Below are 18,445 nucleotides of genomic sequence, written 5' to 3' on the forward strand. Positions count from 1 at the left end.
GTCGCGGCGCTCATCAAAGCGGAAAGTGGATCGCGTCGGGCAGTTCGTGCAGAAGGTCGACGTCCTGTGGCGCAAGCTCCCGATAAAGATTCAAATAGTCGATCGCCATCCGCTCGACTGAAAAGCGCGCGAGGGCCAAGGCGCGATTGCGTTCGCCGAGCGCAATAATCCGATCCCGATCATCGAGCAGCTCGACGATGAGTTTTGTCGCCTCTTCGACTGTGTCCGCAAGCGTCTCCGCGCCGCCGAGGATTTCCGGCACCGCGCCGATCTTGTAGCCGGCGACCGCCAATCCGGCGCACATGGCGAAAGGAATCACCTGGCCAAAGCTCTCTTGATGCACCGGCGCGATGAAAATCTTGAAGCGCGCAAACTGGGCGGGGAGATCCTCGTAAGGCACATAGCCGGTGAATTCGAATTGCGAAATAAGGCCTTCCTTCTCCACGCGCGACCGAAAATGCGCGAACAACGACCCGTCGCCAATAATGATGACGCGAGTCCTCGGTCGCCGTTTGACGATCGCGATGAATAATTCAATCGCGGCCTCGTTCAGCTTGTCGTTTTCGAGCCTGTACACCATGCCGACCGCGTCAAAGGCGTGCGCATCGGCGACGGCGGGCGGAGCAAACCGCTCGAGGTCGACGCCCGGATGGACGACCGTCGCCGGGACAGCCGAGCCAAAGCGATCATGGACGCTTCGCGAAACAAAGACATTGCGATCAACGCGGACCCCCGCGAAAGGAGCGACCGGCGTATTGATGTTCTGCAAGATTGGACACCCGAATTCAGCGGCGGCTTCAAAAATGATCTTGTACCAAGGTTCGTCCACATCGCCCCAGTAATGGACATGAACGATGTCGGGCCGAAAGCGGCTGAATGCGCGGCGCACAACATGGCGGGAGGCTGGCTTCGGCGCCAGCGTGATTGTCATGCCTTGATGCGAACCCTGGGTTGGCAAGGCTGACGTCATGACCTCCATTTCGATGCGGTGTCCGAGATGATCGTGAAGATCGAGGATGAGCTGCGTAGAGCCTCCGACCCAGACATTGGCTATCGCGTGAAGAACCCTTGGCCGCCGCGCGAGAGCGAGCCTTTGACGCGGCCGAACCCGATAGAGCGTCGGCCGAAACAGGCCGAAGGAGCGGCGCAAATGGCCGGCGAAAGCGCGACCATCGAGCTTCCGCGCCCAGCTCCTTCCAACAGGGTCGAACACAAGCCTTTCGCTGCGAAAGCGCGCCTCTTCGACGCGGCGCGCGGCGGCGCGCCAATGATAGACTGCCGCCAAAAACCCCGCCGCGAGCTTGATGGCGGTTCGAAGCCCACGAAAGCCGGAGCTGACCAGAGAACCCGCCCGCAAAAGCGGCTCGAGTCGCGCGAACCGCGCCTCGAGATCGGCGAGATGGTCCTGCATGATCATCAGATCCCGCTTGATCGCCCTTTGCGCGCGCTCCGACGCCTCCCGATCGCCAGCGCGCGAAGAACTCCCGCTGGGGTCGGAGGGCGAAAGCTCCGCCCCCGTTTCCAGGCGCAAAGTGATTTTAGCCAATGAGTCTTCTGCATCCGCCATATGGAGCGCCGAATTGAGCAATTACGTCAATCGAACCAATTAAGAGTTATCGACTAGGCGAGCGCAAGCGACAAACTGAAGAGCGAGAGACCGGGATGAAAGAACGGATCGTCTCGTAGACGATCGCCCCAACGGCGCCGGAAATAGGCCCGCTCCGCCGCATGAATGTCGAGGCGTCGAAAGGTGGCCTTGCCGCGGCTCGCGGATTCAAAATGGATCAGGCGGGCGAAAGGCGTCCATAAGGTTTGGAAACCAGCTTCCTCCAGCCGCAGACACAAGTCGACATCGTTGAATTCGACCGGCAGATGAACCGCATCAAATCCGCCGACGGCGATAAATTTGGCGCGCTCAACGGCAAGACAAGCCCCCGTGACCGCCGAAGCTTCATGAACGACCTGGTTCCGGCCGAGCCAACCAGGCTCCCAATCAAAGCAGCCGGAATCGAAATGCCCAACGCCGTCGCCAAGGCCAAGAACAATCCCGGCATGTTGAACCCGGCGGTCCGGATAAAGCAATTTGCAGCCAACCGCTCCGACCTTCGGATCGAGCGCCAGGCTCGCGAGTTCGCCAACCCAGCCGGGTTCGATGATCTCCACATCATTGTTCAGGAAGATGACGACGTCTCCTCGCGCTTTGGCCGCGCCGAGATTGCAGAGGGCAGAAAAATTGAATGGGCCGGGAGATTGGAGGACCTTGACGCGTGGGTCGACCGCGGCGGACTCAAGCGCCTCGAGAGCGTCCGGATCGACGCTGCCATTATCGACGACGATCAGGTCGAGGAGCGAGAATTTGGTTTTCTGAAGAACGCCGGAAATCGCGCGGCGCAAGAACTCCGCCCGGTCGCGCGTCGGGAGGACGATTGTGACGCTCGCTTCCGGGCTGCGTCCAGGACCAGGTCGGCTCGGCGCGGCCGCCTCGCGCTCCGCGCCGCGCTTCCTCGCCGTCCGCGTCAGCAAGCGCCGGATGTGGCGAATTTCCTTGCGCCCAAGGTCGCGCAAAATGCTCTCGGCAAGGACGTTCTCGTCGATCGGGCCTGTCTTCGGCGGCGCGCAGCGGCGCATATGCGCCAGCCTGGTCAACATCATTCGCCCCACATAGGGTTTCGCCGCTTGCAGATGAGGGCTCCAATCCGGCTTGAAAACGGGCGTTTCGCCCTCCGCCGTTGCGATTTCCTCGTCGCAGTAGAAAACCTGCGCGTCCGGCACCTTCAGACTGGCCGCTATGAAACAAGCAAGGGCATGGCGCGCGAGACGATCTCCCATTCCGATGAAGCCGAATAGATCTCCATCGTCTCCTTCTAGCCCCGGCCAATCCGCCCCGGCCGCGACGCGCTTCTCCCTGGCCCGCCACGACGCGAGCCGGCTCTTGGTCTCCAGGTCATCGGCGGCGCCAAGAATGGAAAGCGTCCAGCGCGGATAGATCTGCTTTTGAAGCGAGATGAGCGTCTCGTCGATCTGCTGCGGCGTTGCGCCCTCGTCGAGTCGCGCGACAAGTTTGATCGCCGGCGCATTCGCGCCGTCGCGGCGCGGCGCTTCGAAATCCCCGAGACAGGGGGCCGTCAAAAGCCGGTCTCGATAGCGGGGCCATAGCGCCGCCTTCGAGCTCTGCGTCGACCAGCGGAAATTGTCCCGCGCTTCGTCCCGCCATCCAAGAGACGAGGTTCCGATCGCGCTCAAGAAGCGGCGCCGATCCCCCCCAAGACCGAGCTGCAAAACGCTCAGCGTCGACAGAACTTCGATGTCTTCAATGATGAAGCGAAATTGCCCGGATTCGGAAACGGGCGATATCCAGACGGCGGTGGCGTCGTCAGGCGTGATGCCGAACCATTCTGCGCGGCCAAGAACGGGGCCCGGGAGAAGATGCCAGCCAATCTCCTCAGCCCCACGCCGAAAGCTGACCACGGGCCGCGTCGGATCTTCGTAAAGCGAAAGCCGATAGCGCATGCGAAACCATCGACCAGGCCTGAAAATCGACATGGGCTCGATCGAAAGCCAGGGATTTCGGCTGGACGCAAAGTATTTTCCGGCCTCCCCCTCTACATCGAAACGCGGGATCAGGTTGATCGCCCTGCTCTTCGCGTCCGAAACTTGTGAAGCCCGCAAATTATCTCCGATCGCCATGACGTAAAAAAGTTGAGCGCTGAAAGAAGAGCCGGCTAGAGGCCATTTCACCAGCAAAGATATTTTTATCGTGCTTTCGCCACTGGTGGAATCGCGAGAACGCGCGCCGCCTCCGAATAAACTTCTAGATCCTTTTCGATCAGCGCCCGGGCCGAGCGCATCTCCCGCAATATATCCGCGAAGCCGGCCACGGTCCTGCTTGGGGCTAAAGGAATCTCGGCAAGCGGATGAGGCAAGTCCAGCACGGCCCCGAGGAGATCCAAAAATGAGGTCAGATCCGTGCGAAGGCCGACGGCGTCAAGCTCCGCCAGCGCGTCCAGCGCGGCGGCGGTCTCCGGCATCGGCGGCGGATCGAAAGCATTTGGCGCCGCGAGCTGATAGACAAGCGGATTGTAAAGCAACGGACGCATTTCATCGGATGGGCGCGACAAAACGGCGTCAAGAGCCCCGGGATCGCTAAGCTGGACGTCGCGCAGTCCTCCCGCGCAAGTCTGCAACGCAGGCATCAAATCGAGCACGGTGGAGCTCACATCAGCCGACGACGCCCATTTCAAGATGAGCAGCCGTTCGGACAGTTCCTCGAATGGCTCCCGCAGCAGCACGCCGACCTTGAAGCCGCGATCGCGCAACAGCGGCTCCCAGGCCCGAAAGAAAATACGGCCCGATGCGAAGATGGATTTCGTAAAAGGAATGGCGAAAATCGATCGCGTCGTCTCTTCGGGAAAAAGCTCCATAGACTTGTAAGACATTTGGAAAAGCGGAGCCAGCTGCTCGTCAAGATTGGAGGAGCGGAACAATTGCGTTTCAAGACGCAGGAACCTCTGCTCGGCCAAAGGGACCGCGAGGCGCCGCCGATAGATCAGTACATTGTTGTCCGCGTCGGTAATTTCCAGCTTCGCCGCCGCCGCAACCCCGGGGCAATTGGCTTCATCTATGACAAAGCCGCAGACGCCAGTGTTATGGAGCCCCTGCTCCTTGAGCAATGGCCGATAGACAAAGGCCTCCACAACGACGTGATGCTCGGGATCAAGATGCACCAGAATTCTCGGCGTCGCAGACGGATTGTCCGGCATGAGCCAGCCGATAATGCGTTCGCCCACATCTTCGTCGATACTGAACAACATTGCCGCCTCGAATTGCGCCGGTCGGATCGGATCTAGCTTTGGCGCTGGAACGCGAAGCTGCTCTTCAACTCTCGGACCTGTGGTCACGAACGCCCGCTATCGTCAACATCACAACGCTCCACAACCCAAACGCGCATGTCCCGACGAAAGCGATCGAGCGGAGACGGCGAGGATATTCCGCCGTCTCAGGCTTCTTCGGCTCAACGAAGAGCGCGAGATAGACGTGTTGCCGTTCCGATTCCAGACGCGCGCGCTCATAGCCTGCCTGCGCAACCTCGAGAAGCCGCTCCGAAAAACGACGCTCCAGTTCTCCCTCCTCGAACCGCTCGATCGATCGAGCGGCCGATTTCACATCCTCCCGCTTGTTCGTCAGCGCCTCGGTCAAGGCCGTGGTTTGCGACTCAAGCGCTCGGATCTGGTTCGAGAGAACCTGCTGCTGCGGCGCGGTCGCGGAAACCACTTTCAAATTTGCGTCGCGCTGGCGCTCCAAGGCCAGTTTCTCGCGAAGGACGCCCAATAAGGTCGTCGCCGCCGCGTCGATGGTTCGTTGCGGATCGATGGTCCCTTCCTGATTTTGCACGTCGCGCAAAGCCCGGAGCGCATCAGAATAGCGCAGGCCGGCCCGCTCCAACTCCTCTTCGGCGGAATAGAGCGCGTCGCGCCGCGCGCGCGTCGCGAGACTGTCGATCATCGCCTCGGTTGCGCGCACAACGTCCTTAGCCAGGGCGAGCGCGTCCTCCGGCGTGAAGGCGCGCACGCGCACGAGAACCAGCCCCGACACGCGATCGACATTGATGGTCGCCATCCCTTGCCAATAGGTCCAGAGAGCGTCTTCGCTTTCCGTCCGGTCGAATCGAGACAGCCAATCGGCCCCGTCATTCGAGAACATTGTTCGAAGCGCGCCGTTCCGGTCGAGCTCCCTCACTACATTGCGGCTCCGCAGATAGTTCGCCACGACATAGGGCAGGCTCCCTATATCATGCGCCCCGCGACCTCGAGTCAGCAGCGCGACGAGATCCTCTTCCCCGCCGAGCTCGGCCGCCGACCTGACGCTGAATCGAAACTCCGCCGCATATTGGTTGGAGGCGATCAAGCCATAATAGAGCGAAGCGCACAGCATAGGCCCAAGAACGCAAAGCACGAAGGATAGAATTTGCCTTCGCCAGGAGCCGAACTGGTCGATAGGGACTGAAACCCGGCGCAGATCCTCGCGCAGGGCGAAGTGCTCAACCGCATATGCGCCCGTCGAGCCGGTGGGATGGCCAGCCGCAGGCTTTGATTGGAGGGGCCCGTCGCTCATGAAGCCGTCAATCGAACCGCGCCCATCGCCTCCTTCATGTTGCGTGATCCCGCACGCCGGCGACGAGCAGCAGGCCGAGCGACCAGAGACACAGCGCGGAAAACAAGATCGTCACAACGGTGGAGGCTCGTTTCGGAAACAGAGAGCTCTGCGGCCAAGTAGGCTCCTCTACAGAGACGAGATAGATGTGATGGCGGCTGGCGTCGGCTCGCGCATTGTCCAAGAGCTTTTCGGCGAGCATGACTCTCCGTTCCGCCAAGGTCCTGTCGATGTCCAATTGATCATATTGGGTCAAAGCTCCGGATGCGGTCGGCGCATTGCGATTTTGGCTCGTAATCTTGGACTCGAGTCTCGCAATCTGATCCTTCAGCGCCTGCTGATTGATCTGAAGCTCCCTAATTTGCGGGGCATTGGCGTCAAGGGATTCTATGGCGCTGTCCAACTTCACTTCGACGTCGATGAGATCGCGCCGCAATTCGGTGATGGTCTCTCCCAAGGATTGCGCCGACGCGCGCGGATCGATCAAATTTCGCGCATTTCTGAACTGCTCTAGATTCGTCCGACGCGCGGCGAGGCGATCCCTCGCCACTTTCACCTCGGCCTCGGCGCGCTCAATCAGGCCGCCGCGCATCCGATCGAGAAGCCTGTTCGCGACGATGTCGCAGCGCGCGCGAATGGCGGCAGCGAGGCGCACCGAGTCCTCAGGGGAGAAAGTTCGCACAGTAACGGTCACGATGCCCGAAATGACTTCAACTGAAGCCTGGACCGCGCTGCGCCAATAGCGGAGAAGGCCCTCCGGAGTCTCGGATGGATCGAGCCTCGCCCACCAGTCCCCCTTCGGATTGTTGAACATGGCGCGCAGATCGATCTCTTTCGAGAGATCGTCAACCATCGAACGGCTTTGGATATAATCGGCAACGATGTAGGCGTCCTGATTTATGTTCAGGCTACCCAAGGCGCCCAGGCCGGAAGCCGCCAACGCATCGCTGCCGGGAATCAATTCGGTCGCGCCCCGCACGGCGAAACGCGTCTCCGAAAGAAATTGATCGGACGCCAGAAAACCAAAATACGCAACGCCCGCAAGAAACGGAAGAACAACACAGACCATGAAACTCCGCCGAAGCCAAAGCGAGCTTGCATCCGCTTCAAAGCCTTCATAGGGGGGCGAGCGAGTCGCGCTGCGCGAGACGTTTCGGGCTTTCTCGACGACGCCGTTCAGTCCCTGCAGGCCGCGCTCGAAACCCTCCCGCAGGGCCAGCGCATTAGAGCTCAGACGCAGCGCGAGAAGCCGTTTGACGTCGGGCTCTCTGATCTTATCGCGCGTCATTCTCCGCCTCGAACCTCTCTCAAGCCTGTGACCCGAGCCATGCGGCTTCGAGCGCTTGGACAGGATGTACACGGCTCGTTAATGAAAATAATCATGATCTTGATTTCGTCACGAATATGCTTTTGGCGCTCGCCCGCCAAATGGCTCAAGCGGCCTGCGCGCGAGAGTCGCCGTTAGATAATTGAACAATTTCAAATTATCTTTTTCTATAATGAAATCCTGGTGATTTCGTGGCGGCCTATGCCCAAGCCCGCGCTCGGAAGCGGCGCAGTTGAGGCTTGCGAGGAGCCGGCGCCCATTCGCGAGAATGCCGTGACGGCGACTTAAGCACAGGAATTGCTCCTGCCGCGCCGCGTGACAAGATGGCTTGACCGGTACACAATCCCTCCATGTCGCCGGCATATCGAACGCTGCTTTCATCGATCAACGCCTTGCGGAGACGATGGCTCATCGCACGAAGCCGGATCTTCGATGTAGATTGGTACAAGACCGCCTATCCCGATGTCGGCGCCGAAGGCTCTGATCCGATCTCGCACTACTTGCAAGAAGGCGCGAGACAGGGACGCCGGCCTCACCTTCTCTTCGATCCAGCCTGGTACGAGGCGGCGCGTGGATCCGCACGGCGCGATCGCAATCCGCTGATTGACTATATTCTGTATGGCGCCGCGGAAGGCGTTGAGCCATCCCCTTATTTTTCGACGCCGTTCTACAGCAAGATCAGCGGCGGGCTAGGCCGCCTCACCCCGCTTGGACATTTCGCGGCGGATGGATCGCGTCGCGGCCTGGTCCCGACGCCGCTATTCGACCGGCGTTGGTACCTTGAAAACAACCCGGATGTGCGATTGGCGGGCTTCGACCCTTTTTTGCACTTTGTCGCATCGGGGGCCAAAGATGGCCGCTCGCCAGGTCCGCTCTTCGACGCGGCCTGGTATCAAATGAAGAATCCAGATGCGCGGGATGAGGGCTTTGAGCCTTTACATCATTACATAGCGGTCGGCGCTGCCGAAGGCCGGAATCCATCGCCCTGTTTCGACGTTGATTTCTTCGTTGCAAGCGCCATGGACGAAAGCGTGACGCGCCAAACGGCGCTGGCTTCCTACGCACAAGGCCGCAGAGCGTGGCGGAGCACCCATCCGGTTCTCCCTCCGCCGGCCTCTCCAACCGCCTATTTCGAAGCGCTTCCCTGGCGGCGGCCGCCAAACAAGGAGACGGCTCTAGAAGCTCCCTTCAGGGTAGTGATCGTCGATGTCGGCAAAGCGAAAGAGCCCCTGTCGGACGAGATCGATCGACAATTGCGCATTCTCGCGTCTTTGCCCGCTCTCGATATTCACCTTGTAACCAATGCCCACATTGAATCGATTCCGGATGGAGCGGCCGTGATCGAGCTCGCGCATCCGGATCTCTCCGGCGCCGATCATAGATTGCTCTTCGATCGTCTGCTGCGCGCGCTGAGATTCCGCGACCCTAAAAGTCTCGTCGTCGAGCAGGCGTGCGCCATTGCTCCTCTCGCCGAAATATGCGCCGAATTGCAGCTCCGGCATCATGATCTCATAGCGAGCGCGCCCCCCGACGACGCCGATTGGATCGACATCCTGGCCCGGAAGGCGAGCTATCGCGCGTTCCGCAAGTCAAGCATTTCCGTGATCATACCAAACTTCAACCATGCGCATTATCTCGACCAACGCATCGGCTCGATCTTGGAGCAGAGACTGGCGCCCGACGAAATCATTTTTCTCGACGACTGCTCGAGCGACGACAGCCTGGCGCGCGCAAAAGCCTGGGCGACGAAATCCGCGATTCCGTTCACGATCATCTCAAATGAGAGCAACAGCGGCTCGACGTTCCAGCAATGGACGAAAGGGATCGAGCGCGCGACCGGCGATCTTGTCTGGATCGCGGAGAGCGATGATTGCGCGCATCCGCGTTTCCTGGAACGGATGGCCCCGCTTCTCCTGGATCCGCAATTGACCCTGGCCTATTGCGATTCCCAATCAATCGGCGCCGAAGGCGAATTACTTTCACAATCCTACCGCTTCTATACAGACTCGTTGAGCGAAACGAAGTGGTTGACAGCCTATGTAAACCGCGGCGATCAGGAAATCGCCGAGGCGCTTGCGATCAAGAACACGATCCCCAATGTAAGCGCCGTCCTCTTTCGGCGTGAGGCCCTCGTCGGCTGCGTCGAGTCGCTAAAAGGCTTTCGCTACTGCGGCGACTGGTGGACCTATGTCGAATGTCTGCGCCACGGCGACATCGGCTTCTGCCCTCAGGTTTTGAACAGTCATCGTCGGCAAGTTTCGACTGGCGTGACGCAGGCCGGCGAGCGCGAGAGCCGCGGCGTTGAGGAAGCGATCTCGATCAAGCTCTCGATCTTCGCGACGCAAGATTGCGACGCTTCAATGATCTGGACAAGCCTCGCCCAGACCGTCTTCGAATATGAAATTCGCTCGAGGTCCATCGAAGAGGGTCGACCTTCCTTCGCAGAGAATGAAGACTTGGCGCCGTCGATCGAAAAGCTCGCATCCTTCCTCGCAAAGCAAGGTTGCAAATATCCCGAAGACGACAACACTCTTGCAGCCTATTTGCGCGGCCTCGCCCAGGAGTCTACCGTCATCGAGCGAACCGAACGGGAAGAATTCGTAGATCTTGTGCTCGGACAGGTACGGGCCATCCCGGCGGTCACGGCGTAAATCGGCGGAGGCTCACGCCTCAAATGTCATCCCGCCGGCGGAGCACGACAATATCCTGGAAATCGTGGATTGCGCCGCATCGGATGTCCTGAACATCGAAATATCTCGACCAGTGCGACGCGACGTAGGACTCGCTGATGAAGGTGACGCCATATTCGTTCGCGGTGGACGTCAAATGCCCGTGCTGCAGCAGAAAGCAAAAGCCCGATCCGGCATTGAACGCCGTTCTAGCCGCGGCCAGACCGCCCTCAGGCGCGGCGAGCATCGCGGCGATGGCGGGTTCGCTCTCGGCCCTCGCCAGGACGCGCTCGCCGGAAACGGTCAGGAACAAGATCGCTCCCGGCTGCGTCACCCTGCGAAGCTCTTCTAGATAGAAAAGCTGATTTTGCTCGTTCATGTGGGTGAAGACGGAGACGCTGACCACCGCGTCGAAGCGCGCATCCGAGAAAGGCAGCGCGGCGCCCGGCTCCGTCTTCGCCGCTTCGACCCAAGGCAGGCATTCAGCAACCCAAGCAATATTGTCGGCGTCCACATCGACGCCCGCGTAGCGTCCCTCAAATCCCTTGAACAGGCGGGCCACGCGGCCGACCCCGACCCCGAAATCGAGCAGGTCGCGATAATCGGTCAATGGCCGCGGGCTCGCCGTCGCAAGCGCCCTCACAATATCGGCGCCATGCGCGCCAAAATGTCTGACATCGTCGAGGCCCGACGTGCGATGCATCAGCGCCCGCGGCGGAAACGGCGCCACCCAGTCGCGCGCGCGGACCGATTCGAAGGCGGCCACCTCGTTCAGATGCAGCCATTGCTCTAGGTCGCCGCGAATGCCGCATTGTGCGGCTTCTGGCGCGGGTCCGGCGTGACGTTCGAAGGCTTCGCGCACGATGTCGGCGGCGGCTGGCCGCGGCTTGGCGATGTAGAGGTAGCTTTCTGACGGCAAGGCGCCCTCGCGTATGAGGTCTTGCTCAGCCTCGAACATGGCGGCGAGGATCGCCAAGCCCTCGGCGCTGTCCCCCATGGCGGCGTCGAGGCAGCCGCTACCGAAGATCGGGGCAAGCAGAGTGCCGCCGCGCGGCCATTTCTGGACGATCTCGAAATGCGCGGCGAGCCCCGCCTCGATCTGCTGGGGCGCAACCGCCTCGGACGGATCCAAGTCGCGGAGCTTGCGCTCATCGCAGCGGATAACCTTGTCGCGCAAGCGCCAAGCCTTCGGCGCGAGCGCCAGAAGCTCGTCGGCGAGCCTCATCTGCGTGTCGGACCATTGAAAGCGGCGCGGCCCCACATAATCGTTCAGCCACAAATAGCCGCCGGGGCGCAGCGACCGCCGGATGCTCCCGAAACAGAAATCGAGCCTTTCGACATGGTGCATGGCGCCCGTGGTCAGCACCGCGTCGTAGACCGCCTCCGGCAGACTTTCCTTGTTGAGGTCGATCTGCACGAATCGGCATCTGTCCGTCGGGCCTAGATGAGTCTTGATGCGCTCCGCCGCGCGGGCGAGGGATCTGGGCGAGATGTCATAGGCGTCCATAGTCAGCGCGGGATCGCCGCCAAGGAGAACTTGAGCGAGAATCCCGTCGCCGCAGCCAAGCTCGGCGACGTGAGCGAAGGGGCCATAATGCTGCATGAACCAGCCGGGCGGATGCGCCCAAATATCGCCGGTGACGAGCTTATTGAGCGCGTGCTGAATCGATGCGGGGCTCTCCCAATGGGCGAACGGCTCGCAATGCCCTCCGACATTTTGATCCCAGAACGAGGCCACCTTGTGCGCCCTGGCGGCGTCGGCCATTTGACCCAATCGCTTCAAAAGCGACAGGCTTGCCTGTTGGGGACGCTGAAAGTTTCGCCAAGCGGCGCCCAGCGCTGCGATAAACGAGCTGTTCATCCTCGAAAAAGGTCCCCGTCCAGCGACGGACCATGACGACGCGGGACTGATAGTCGAGCAGCTTCACCGCAGAGGCGGCGCCGTTTCTTTTCCATTCCCACGGTCACAATGGCTTCTCGATAATCGCTTTGCCTATGTTAATTAAAAAAACCTTGTATTTTCAATTATATAGATCCGTTGGCGTCGACCAAATCGGGCGAAACGCGGCCGGGGATTTTCGCATCAGCGCGTCTGATAAAGTCCTTCAGGGCTCCCCGCCGCCGCTGCCCGCCCCGTCTACGGTTCAGGTCCCACTCTCTAAAATGGAACATATCGAGGAAACAGAGGCAAAACTATGTAGTAGAAGTAAAGCGTTAATTCACTTCCATCACCCGGACGCCACTTTTCCCACGCAAGTCACGATCGACAATTTGATAGGGTAATGCGCGCCATCTCGCCGGGCAATGCGCGGCTCGAATTCAGCTTACTCCGGCAGCGGCCGGGGCCTGCGGTCCTCCCCGATCGCGACGAACACGAAGAGGGCTTCCGTCACCTTCGTGCTCTCCTCGCAGTCCCGCGCGCGGCGCCAGGCTTCGACCTCGATTCGCAGCGACGTCCGCCCCCGCCCGACCACCCGGGCGAAAAGGCTCACCTCATCGCCGACGAAGACCGGGCTGTGAAACACCATGGCCTCGGCGCACACCGTCGCCGCGCGGCCGCGCGAGATCCTGGCGGCGACGCTGCCCGCCGCCAGATCCATCTGCGACATCAGCCAGCCGCCAAAAATATCGCCCGCCGGATTGGTGTCGGCGGGCATGGCGATCGTGCGGATGACCGGCGCCTCGTTCGGCATCGAGGCCCCTTTATCCTGCATGTTCCATCCTTGAAAAATAAAGCGATCTACGCGCCGCACGCGAGAGCATTTTAGTTTCAGCGCATTTTCTTCACGCGAACCGGTATCCAGTTCGCTTGAAAATGCGCCAAAGTAGCCGAAGCGGCGCCGGCTCCTTTTGCCGGTTGAAGCCGATTATTTCAAGCTGTCGAGCAGCATCTCCTTGCTTCGCACTGGCAAGGAACAGGCGCCGCCGGAGCAGACGAAAGCCGCCGCCTCTGCGGCCATCTGCGCTTGCGCCTTCGCGGGGTGGCCTTCGGCGATCTGATCCGGCCGGTCAATGTCCATAACGATGCGATCGATGAATGGCGCGCCGAGCGCGGCCTCATAAAGGCCGAGGCGCTTCGGGCCTGCGGTGACGATCTCCTTCGCGCGCAGCCTCAGATCCAGCGCATTCAAGATTCCGGCATGGCCGACGAAACTGGTCCTGACCGATGGGGCGACCGCCTGGAAAAGCGCATCCACCCGCTTCAGCCAGCGCGCGTCGCCGCTGAGGCCCGCAAGGCGGACCAGCGCCGAAAGATAGACCGGATGGGCGTTCGGAATGGCGTCGTCGGAGGTCGGCGAGAGCCTCAAGATCACGTCGGTTGCGTCCGCGGCCGCCATGCACAGGAGGCCGCTTTCCGCATCGACATGATAGGCCTCGAGAGCCTCGGCCCAGCCGATCGCGTCGCCGAGATAGTCGCGCGCCGGGATCGACGCGAAGACCGGCAGGTTGCGCGCCTCGTGCAGGGCGAGCGCTGCTCGGATCATGGCGGCGTGGTCGAGCGCCAGTCCGGGCTTGACGAGCACGCCGGCGCGCCAGCTATGCGCGAGGCGGGTCTTGCCTTCCGCATCGACGAATTGCATCGTCTCGACGATGAATTGATAGGCGCGGGCGGCGAGCGCGATCCATTCGGGTTCGTTCAAGAGCGTCGCGGCGTTGACGAGCGCAGCGATCATCAAGCCGTTCCAATCGGCCATGATCTTGTCGTCGAGGCCCGGACGGATGCGCTTTTCGCGGGCTTCGAAAAGCCTTTGCCGGATCGGCGCCAGCCGCGCCTCCTCCTCCGCCGTCGGACGCTTGGATTCGAGACGGTTCAGGATCGTGACCATCTCGCCATGCGGATGCTCGGCCCAATTGCCGATCCGCGAGGCGTTATAGAATTTGCCGAAGAAGCTCGCGTCTTCCTGGCCGAGCCGGGCGACCAGCTCCTCCCAGGTCCAGACATAGAATTTGCCTTCGACGCCTTCGCTGTCGGCGTCGAGGCTCGCGCAGAAAGCCCCTTCGAAATTGGTCATCTCGCGCGTCAGCCAGCCGACGGTCTCCCTTGCCCGCATCAGGAAGAGGTCGTCGTGGAATTCGTCGTAGCAAAGCGCCAGAAGCTCGAGGATCTGCGCATTGTCATAGAGCATTTTCTCGAAATGCGGCGCGAGCCAGCGCTCATCCGTCGAATAGCGCGCATAACCGCCGCCGAGATGGTCATAAATGCCGCCCTCCGACATATGGGTCAGGGTGAGCCTGACGAGATCGCGATAGGGGATCTTGCCGAGCCGCGCGCCGGCGCGCCAAAGAAGTTCGAAGATCGGCGTATTGGGAAATTTCGGCGCGCCGCGCAGGCCGCCGTCAACCTGATCGATGAAATTGACGACCTGGGGCGCGAGATTGTTCAATTGCTCCAAGGTGAGCGCGCCCCCGTCGCCGGGCGGCGCCGCTTTCGTAAGCCCCTCGCGCACGATTTTGGTGTTTTTTGCGATGCGGTCGGGCTCGGCGTGAAAGGCCTGGGCGACCGTCTTCAAGACGGTCACGAAGGCCGGCCGGCCATATTGCTCGACCTTGGGAAAATAAGTCCCGCCCCAGAAAGGCTCGGCATTGGGCGTCAGGAACATGGTTAGCGGCCAGCCGCCCCGCTCGCCGAAAGCTTGGAGGGAAGACATATATATATGATCTATATCAGGCCTTTCCTCGCGGTCGACCTTGATGTTCACGAAAAGTTCGTTCATCACAGCGGCCGTGTCGGCGTCCTCGAAGCTTTCATGCGCCATGACATGGCACCAATGGCAAGCGGCGTAGCCGACGGACAGAAGGATCGGCTTGTTTTGATCCTGCGCTTCCTGCAAGGCCGCTTTGGTCCACATTCGCCAATGCACCGGATTATGCGCATGTTGCAGAAGATAGGGGCTTGCGGCTCGGCTGAGTTCGTTGGCTGACATGGAAGCGTCTTCTCTTCAGATGGGCTGCGCCAGAAGCATTGTGGAACTATGGCAGAATTGTCGAACGCGATCTTGAAAATGAAAAAGCGAGCGTCGGCGCGATGAGCGGTGAAACGATTTTCGCCATCGCCTCTGGCACGAGCCGTGCCGCGATTGCAGTGCTGCGTCTTTCGGGTCCGGCGACCCGGCTCATCGTCAAGGCCATGGTTCGAAAACTGCCGGAGGCGCGGGCCGCGACGCTCGCGACCTTCATCGATCCGGCGTCTGGCGAGGCGATTGATAAGGGCCTCGTGATTTTCTTTCCCGGCCCTCACAGCTTCACCGGCGAGGATAGCGCCGAATTCCATATCCATGGCGGCCGCGCGGTCGTCGCCCGTCTGATCGAGGTGATCGGCGGCTTTCCTGAGGCGCGGCCGGCGGAACCCGGCGAATTCACCCGTCGGGCTCTATTGAATGGCAAGATGGATTTGGCGGAGGTCGAGGGGCTCGCCGATCTTGTCGAGGCGGAGACCGAATGGCAACGCCGGCAGGCCTTGCGGCAATTGGAGGGGCGGCTCAGCCGGCAGGCCGAGGCCTGGCGGAGCGCCCTTCTCGAGGCCGCCGCTTTGGTCGAAGCCGAGATCGATTTTTCCGACGAGCCCGACGTTCCTGCTTCCACCAGCCGGCGCATTGGGGAAATTCTCAAGCCCGTGCTGGAGGCGCTCCGGGCGGAGCTCAGCGCGGGACGCGCCGGAGAGCGCATCCGCGAGGGCCTTGTCGTGGTGATCGCCGGGCCGCCCAATGCGGGAAAATCGACGCTCTTGAATGCGCTCGCGCGGCGCGAGGTCGCGATTGTCTCGGCTGAGGCCGGCACGACGCGGGATTTGATCGAGGTCCATCTCGACCTCGGCGGGTGCCCGGTGACCTTGATCGACACGGCGGGTTTGCGGGAGAGCGTGGACGCTGTCGAGAAAATTGGCGTAGCGCGCGCGCTTGAGCGGGCGAAGGCGGCTGATCTCGTTCTCTGGCTCAGCGAGGCCAGCGAACCAAGCGATGTCGCGCGGGGGGTCGAAGGTTCCGAGATTTGGCCTATCTTCTCAAAATGCGACCTTGCGCATGGCCGAGACCAGGGCCGTCCCGCCGCGCTTCATATCAGCGCCGAGACCGGACAGAATATCGATCTTCTGATAGGGAGGATCACGGATTTCGCGCGCGCGGCGAGCGGGGACGGCTATGCCGGTTTGATCACCAAGGAGCGGCACCGAAAGGCTTTCGAGGCGGCGGCGGAATCCCTGACGCGCATACTGACGAATCTTGACGCGCCGGTGGAGCTCATCGGGGAAGATTTGCGGACGGCGAGTTTCGCTCTGCAAAGGATAACCGGCTCCATCGGCGTCGAAGACATTTTGAGCGAGATTTTTTCGCGTTTTTGCATAGGCAAGTGAAGATAGCAGAGTAAAAGAGGCGCTGCATTTAGGTTTGGCGGTAGCCCCCTGTTTCACGTGAAACAGGACAATCCGAGGTCGCGAGAGGAATGACGGACCAATTCGATGTCATTGTGATCGGCGGCGGCCACGCGGGATGCGAGGCGGCGGCGGCCTCCGCGCGAATGGGCGCCAAAACGGCTCTGCTGACGCAATCCTTTGCGACAATCGGGACCATGTCCTGCAATCCGGCGATCGGCGGCCTCGGCAAGGGCCATCTCGTGCGCGAAATCGATGCGCTTGACGGCCTCATGGGGCGCGTCGCCGACGCGGCGGGGATTCAATTCCGCGTCCTCAACCGCGCCAAGGGACCGGCCGTGCGGGGGCCACGCGCGCAGGCGGACCGGAAGCTCTATCGGAGGGCGATGCAGGCCGCCATAGCGGCGACGCAGAACCTCAGCGTCATCGAAGGAGAGGCCGCCGATCTGCTGCTGTCACAGGGCCGCATCGCTGGAGTCGTGACCGCCGTGGGGCGAGAGATCCCCTGCGGCGCCGTCGTCGTCACGACGGGGACCTTTTTACGGGGCATGATCCATATCGGCGACAGAACCATGCCAGCGGGACGAATGGGCGAATCCCCCGCAAATCGCCTGGGCGAAAGGCTGGAGCAGTTTGGATTCAGGACCGGAAGGCTGAAGACTGGAACGCCGCCCCGGCTTGATGGCGACACGATCGATTGGGCCGCGCTTGAACGGCAAAGCGGCGACGCGGAGCCGGAGCCTTTTTCCTTTCTGACTGAGACGATCGCAAATCCGCAGATCGACTGCTTCATCACCCACACGACCCAAGAGGGTCACGCGCTTATTCTCGACAATCTGAAAGCGTCCCCAGTCTATTCCGGCGCGATTTCGGGGCGCGGTCCGCGCTATTGTCCCTCGATCGAAGACAAGGTGGTGCGGTTTCGCGAGCGCGAGAGCCATCAGATCTTCCTCGAGCCAGAAGGGCTCGACAATAAGACGATCTATCCCAATGGAATCTCCACATCCCTCCCGGAAGAGATCCAGGATCGCTTTCTGCGCACGATCCCGGGCCTCGCCAAGGTGGCGGTGCTGCAACCCGGCTACGCCATTGAATATGATTTCATCGATCCCCGCGAATTGACTTCGACCTTGGAGACAAAGCGCATCGCGGGCCTTTTTCTCGCCGGACAAATCAATGGCACAACAGGTTATGAGGAAGCCGGAGCGCAAGGGCTCGTCGCCGGCTTGAACGCGGCGGGTTTCGCGGGAGGAGGCGCAAGGATAAGCTTCGACCGCTCCGAGGCCTATATGGGCGTCATGATCGACGATCTCATCAATCGCGGCGTGACCGAGCCTTATCGCATGTTCACCTCGCGCGCCGAATATCGGCTGTCCTTGCGCGCCGACAATGCAGATCAGCGGCTGACGGGGCGGGGGATCGAAATCGGCTGCGTTGGCGCGAACCGGGCTCAGGCGTTTGCACAAAAGGCGCGGGCGCTCGCTGAAGCGCGGGCTATTCTGGAAAGGCTGAGTCTCAGTCCCAATGAAGCCGCGCGGCACGGCCTGAAAATCAATCAGGATGGAATACGCCGGACGGCTTTCGACCTTCTCGGCTTGCCGGATCTTTCGATCGCTTCTCTACGCGCGATCTGGGCGGAGCTTGGCGCGATCGGCGAGACGACGGCCCGGCAGATCGAAATCGACGCCAAATATGCCGTCTATCTCGAACGCCAGGGCAGGGATATTGAAGCCTTTCGCCGCGACGAAGCGCTGGAGATCCCGCAGGGCCTCGATTACGGCCTTCTTTCTGGCCTTTCGAATGAGATCCGCGGCCGACTCGAATTGATTCGGCCACGCACCATGGGCCAGGCCGGCCGCATCGAAGGCATGACGCCCGCCGCGATGACGTTGCTGGCCTCCAAGGTTCGTCACGCGGGCGCAGGATCGTAAA

11 protein-coding genes are annotated in these 18,445 nt (G+C 61.1%); 3 read left to right on the forward strand and 8 right to left on the reverse strand.

All coding sequences use genetic code 11. The annotated features are described in order from the left end of the window. Positions 1-13 precede the first annotated feature (13 nt). The 5 genes from RZS28_RS07555 to RZS28_RS07575 all read right to left on the reverse strand — a co-directional run bounded on the left by RZS28_RS07555 (position 14) and on the right by RZS28_RS07575 (position 7,438). Entirely contained in the window at positions 14-1,567 is a 1,554-nt protein-coding gene (locus RZS28_RS07555) for a glycosyltransferase family 4 protein (RefSeq protein WP_407340711.1), read from the reverse strand. 53 nt (positions 1,568-1,620) lie between these two features. Further along, the gene (locus tag RZS28_RS07560; protein WP_407340712.1) at positions 1,621-3,543 is read right to left on the reverse strand and encodes a glycosyltransferase; all 1,923 of its coding nucleotides are present in this window, start codon (positions 3,541-3,543) and stop codon (positions 1,621-1,623) included. A gap of 209 nt (positions 3,544-3,752) precedes the next feature. Then, positions 3,753-4,811, reverse strand: a complete 1,059-nt coding sequence (locus RZS28_RS07565) for a hypothetical protein (RefSeq protein ID WP_407340713.1) — start codon at positions 4,809-4,811, stop codon at positions 3,753-3,755. A gap of 64 nt (positions 4,812-4,875) precedes the next feature. After that, entirely contained in the window at positions 4,876-6,111 is a 1,236-nt protein-coding gene (locus tag RZS28_RS07570) for a hypothetical protein (RefSeq protein WP_407340714.1), read from the reverse strand. Positions 6,112-6,145: 34 nt separating this feature from the next. After that, positions 6,146-7,438 carry a hypothetical protein gene (locus RZS28_RS07575; RefSeq protein WP_407340715.1) on the reverse strand — a complete coding sequence of 431 codons (1,293 nt, stop codon included), beginning with the start codon at positions 7,436-7,438 and terminating at the stop codon, positions 6,146-6,148. 389 nt (positions 7,439-7,827) lie between these two features. Between RZS28_RS07575 and RZS28_RS07580 the strand changes: the two genes are divergently transcribed. After that, positions 7,828-10,128 carry a glycosyltransferase family 2 protein gene (locus tag RZS28_RS07580; RefSeq protein ID WP_407340716.1) on the forward strand — a complete coding sequence of 767 codons (2,301 nt, stop codon included), beginning with the start codon at positions 7,828-7,830 and terminating at the stop codon, positions 10,126-10,128. 19 nt (positions 10,129-10,147) lie between these two features. On the opposite strand, the gene RZS28_RS07585 is transcribed toward RZS28_RS07580, so the two are convergent. The 3 genes from RZS28_RS07585 to RZS28_RS07595 all read right to left on the reverse strand — a co-directional run bounded on the left by RZS28_RS07585 (position 10,148) and on the right by RZS28_RS07595 (position 15,071). Continuing rightward, positions 10,148-11,911, reverse strand: coding sequence for a class I SAM-dependent methyltransferase (locus tag RZS28_RS07585; RefSeq protein WP_407340717.1), 1,764 nt, complete (start codon positions 11,909-11,911; stop codon positions 10,148-10,150). 559 nt (positions 11,912-12,470) lie between these two features. Further along, positions 12,471-12,860 (reverse strand): acyl-CoA thioesterase, encoded by a 390-nt coding sequence (locus RZS28_RS07590; protein ID WP_407340718.1) that lies wholly within the window; start codon positions 12,858-12,860, stop codon positions 12,471-12,473. A gap of 153 nt (positions 12,861-13,013) precedes the next feature. After that, on the reverse strand, positions 13,014-15,071 hold the full coding sequence (locus tag RZS28_RS07595; protein WP_407340719.1) for a thioredoxin domain-containing protein: 2,058 nt from the start codon (positions 15,069-15,071) through the stop codon (positions 13,014-13,016). Positions 15,072-15,172: 101 nt separating this feature from the next. Here RZS28_RS07595 and mnmE point away from each other — a divergent pair, with 101 nt between their 5' ends. Together mnmE and mnmG are read left to right on the forward strand one after the other, a co-directional pair. Further along, positions 15,173-16,495 (forward strand): tRNA uridine-5-carboxymethylaminomethyl(34) synthesis GTPase MnmE, encoded by a 1,323-nt coding sequence (gene mnmE, locus RZS28_RS07600; RefSeq protein ID WP_407340720.1) that lies wholly within the window; start codon positions 15,173-15,175, stop codon positions 16,493-16,495. An 89-nt stretch (positions 16,496-16,584) separates the two neighbouring features. Beyond that, positions 16,585-18,444 (forward strand): tRNA uridine-5-carboxymethylaminomethyl(34) synthesis enzyme MnmG, encoded by a 1,860-nt coding sequence (mnmG, locus tag RZS28_RS07605; RefSeq protein WP_407340721.1) that lies wholly within the window; start codon positions 16,585-16,587, stop codon positions 18,442-18,444. Position 18,445: the final 1 nt, after the last annotated feature.

This window comes from Methylocapsa polymorpha (assembly GCF_045689225.1).
GTDB classification, from domain to species: Bacteria; Pseudomonadota; Alphaproteobacteria; order Rhizobiales; family Beijerinckiaceae; genus Methylocapsa; species Methylocapsa polymorpha.

Bases quoted from the DNA above. Each gene is read 5' to 3' on its own strand.
- RZS28_RS07555 (WP_407340711.1), bottom strand. From the start codon at position 1,567: ATGGCGGATGCAGAAGACTCATTGGCTAAAATCACTTTGCGCCTGGAA.
- RZS28_RS07560 (WP_407340712.1), bottom strand. From the start codon at position 3,543: ATGTCGATTTTCAGGCCTGGTCGATGGTTTCGCATGCGCTATCGGCTT.
- RZS28_RS07565 (WP_407340713.1), bottom strand. From the start codon at position 4,811: ATGTTGTTCAGTATCGACGAAGATGTGGGCGAACGCATTATCGGCTGG.
- RZS28_RS07570 (WP_407340714.1), bottom strand. From the start codon at position 6,111: ATGAGCGACGGGCCCCTCCAATCAAAGCCTGCGGCTGGCCATCCCACC.
- RZS28_RS07575 (WP_407340715.1), bottom strand. From the start codon at position 7,438: ATGACGCGCGATAAGATCAGAGAGCCCGACGTCAAACGGCTTCTCGCG.
- RZS28_RS07580 (WP_407340716.1), top strand. From the start codon at position 7,828: ATGTCGCCGGCATATCGAACGCTGCTTTCATCGATCAACGCCTTGCGG.
- RZS28_RS07585 (WP_407340717.1), bottom strand. From the start codon at position 11,911: ATGGCCGACGCCGCCAGGGCGCACAAGGTGGCCTCGTTCTGGGATCAA.
- RZS28_RS07590 (WP_407340718.1), bottom strand. From the start codon at position 12,860: ATGCAGGATAAAGGGGCCTCGATGCCGAACGAGGCGCCGGTCATCCGC.
- RZS28_RS07595 (WP_407340719.1), bottom strand. From the start codon at position 15,071: ATGTCAGCCAACGAACTCAGCCGAGCCGCAAGCCCCTATCTTCTGCAA.
- mnmE (WP_407340720.1), top strand. From the start codon at position 15,173: ATGAGCGGTGAAACGATTTTCGCCATCGCCTCTGGCACGAGCCGTGCC.
- mnmG (WP_407340721.1), top strand. From the start codon at position 16,585: ATGACGGACCAATTCGATGTCATTGTGATCGGCGGCGGCCACGCGGGA.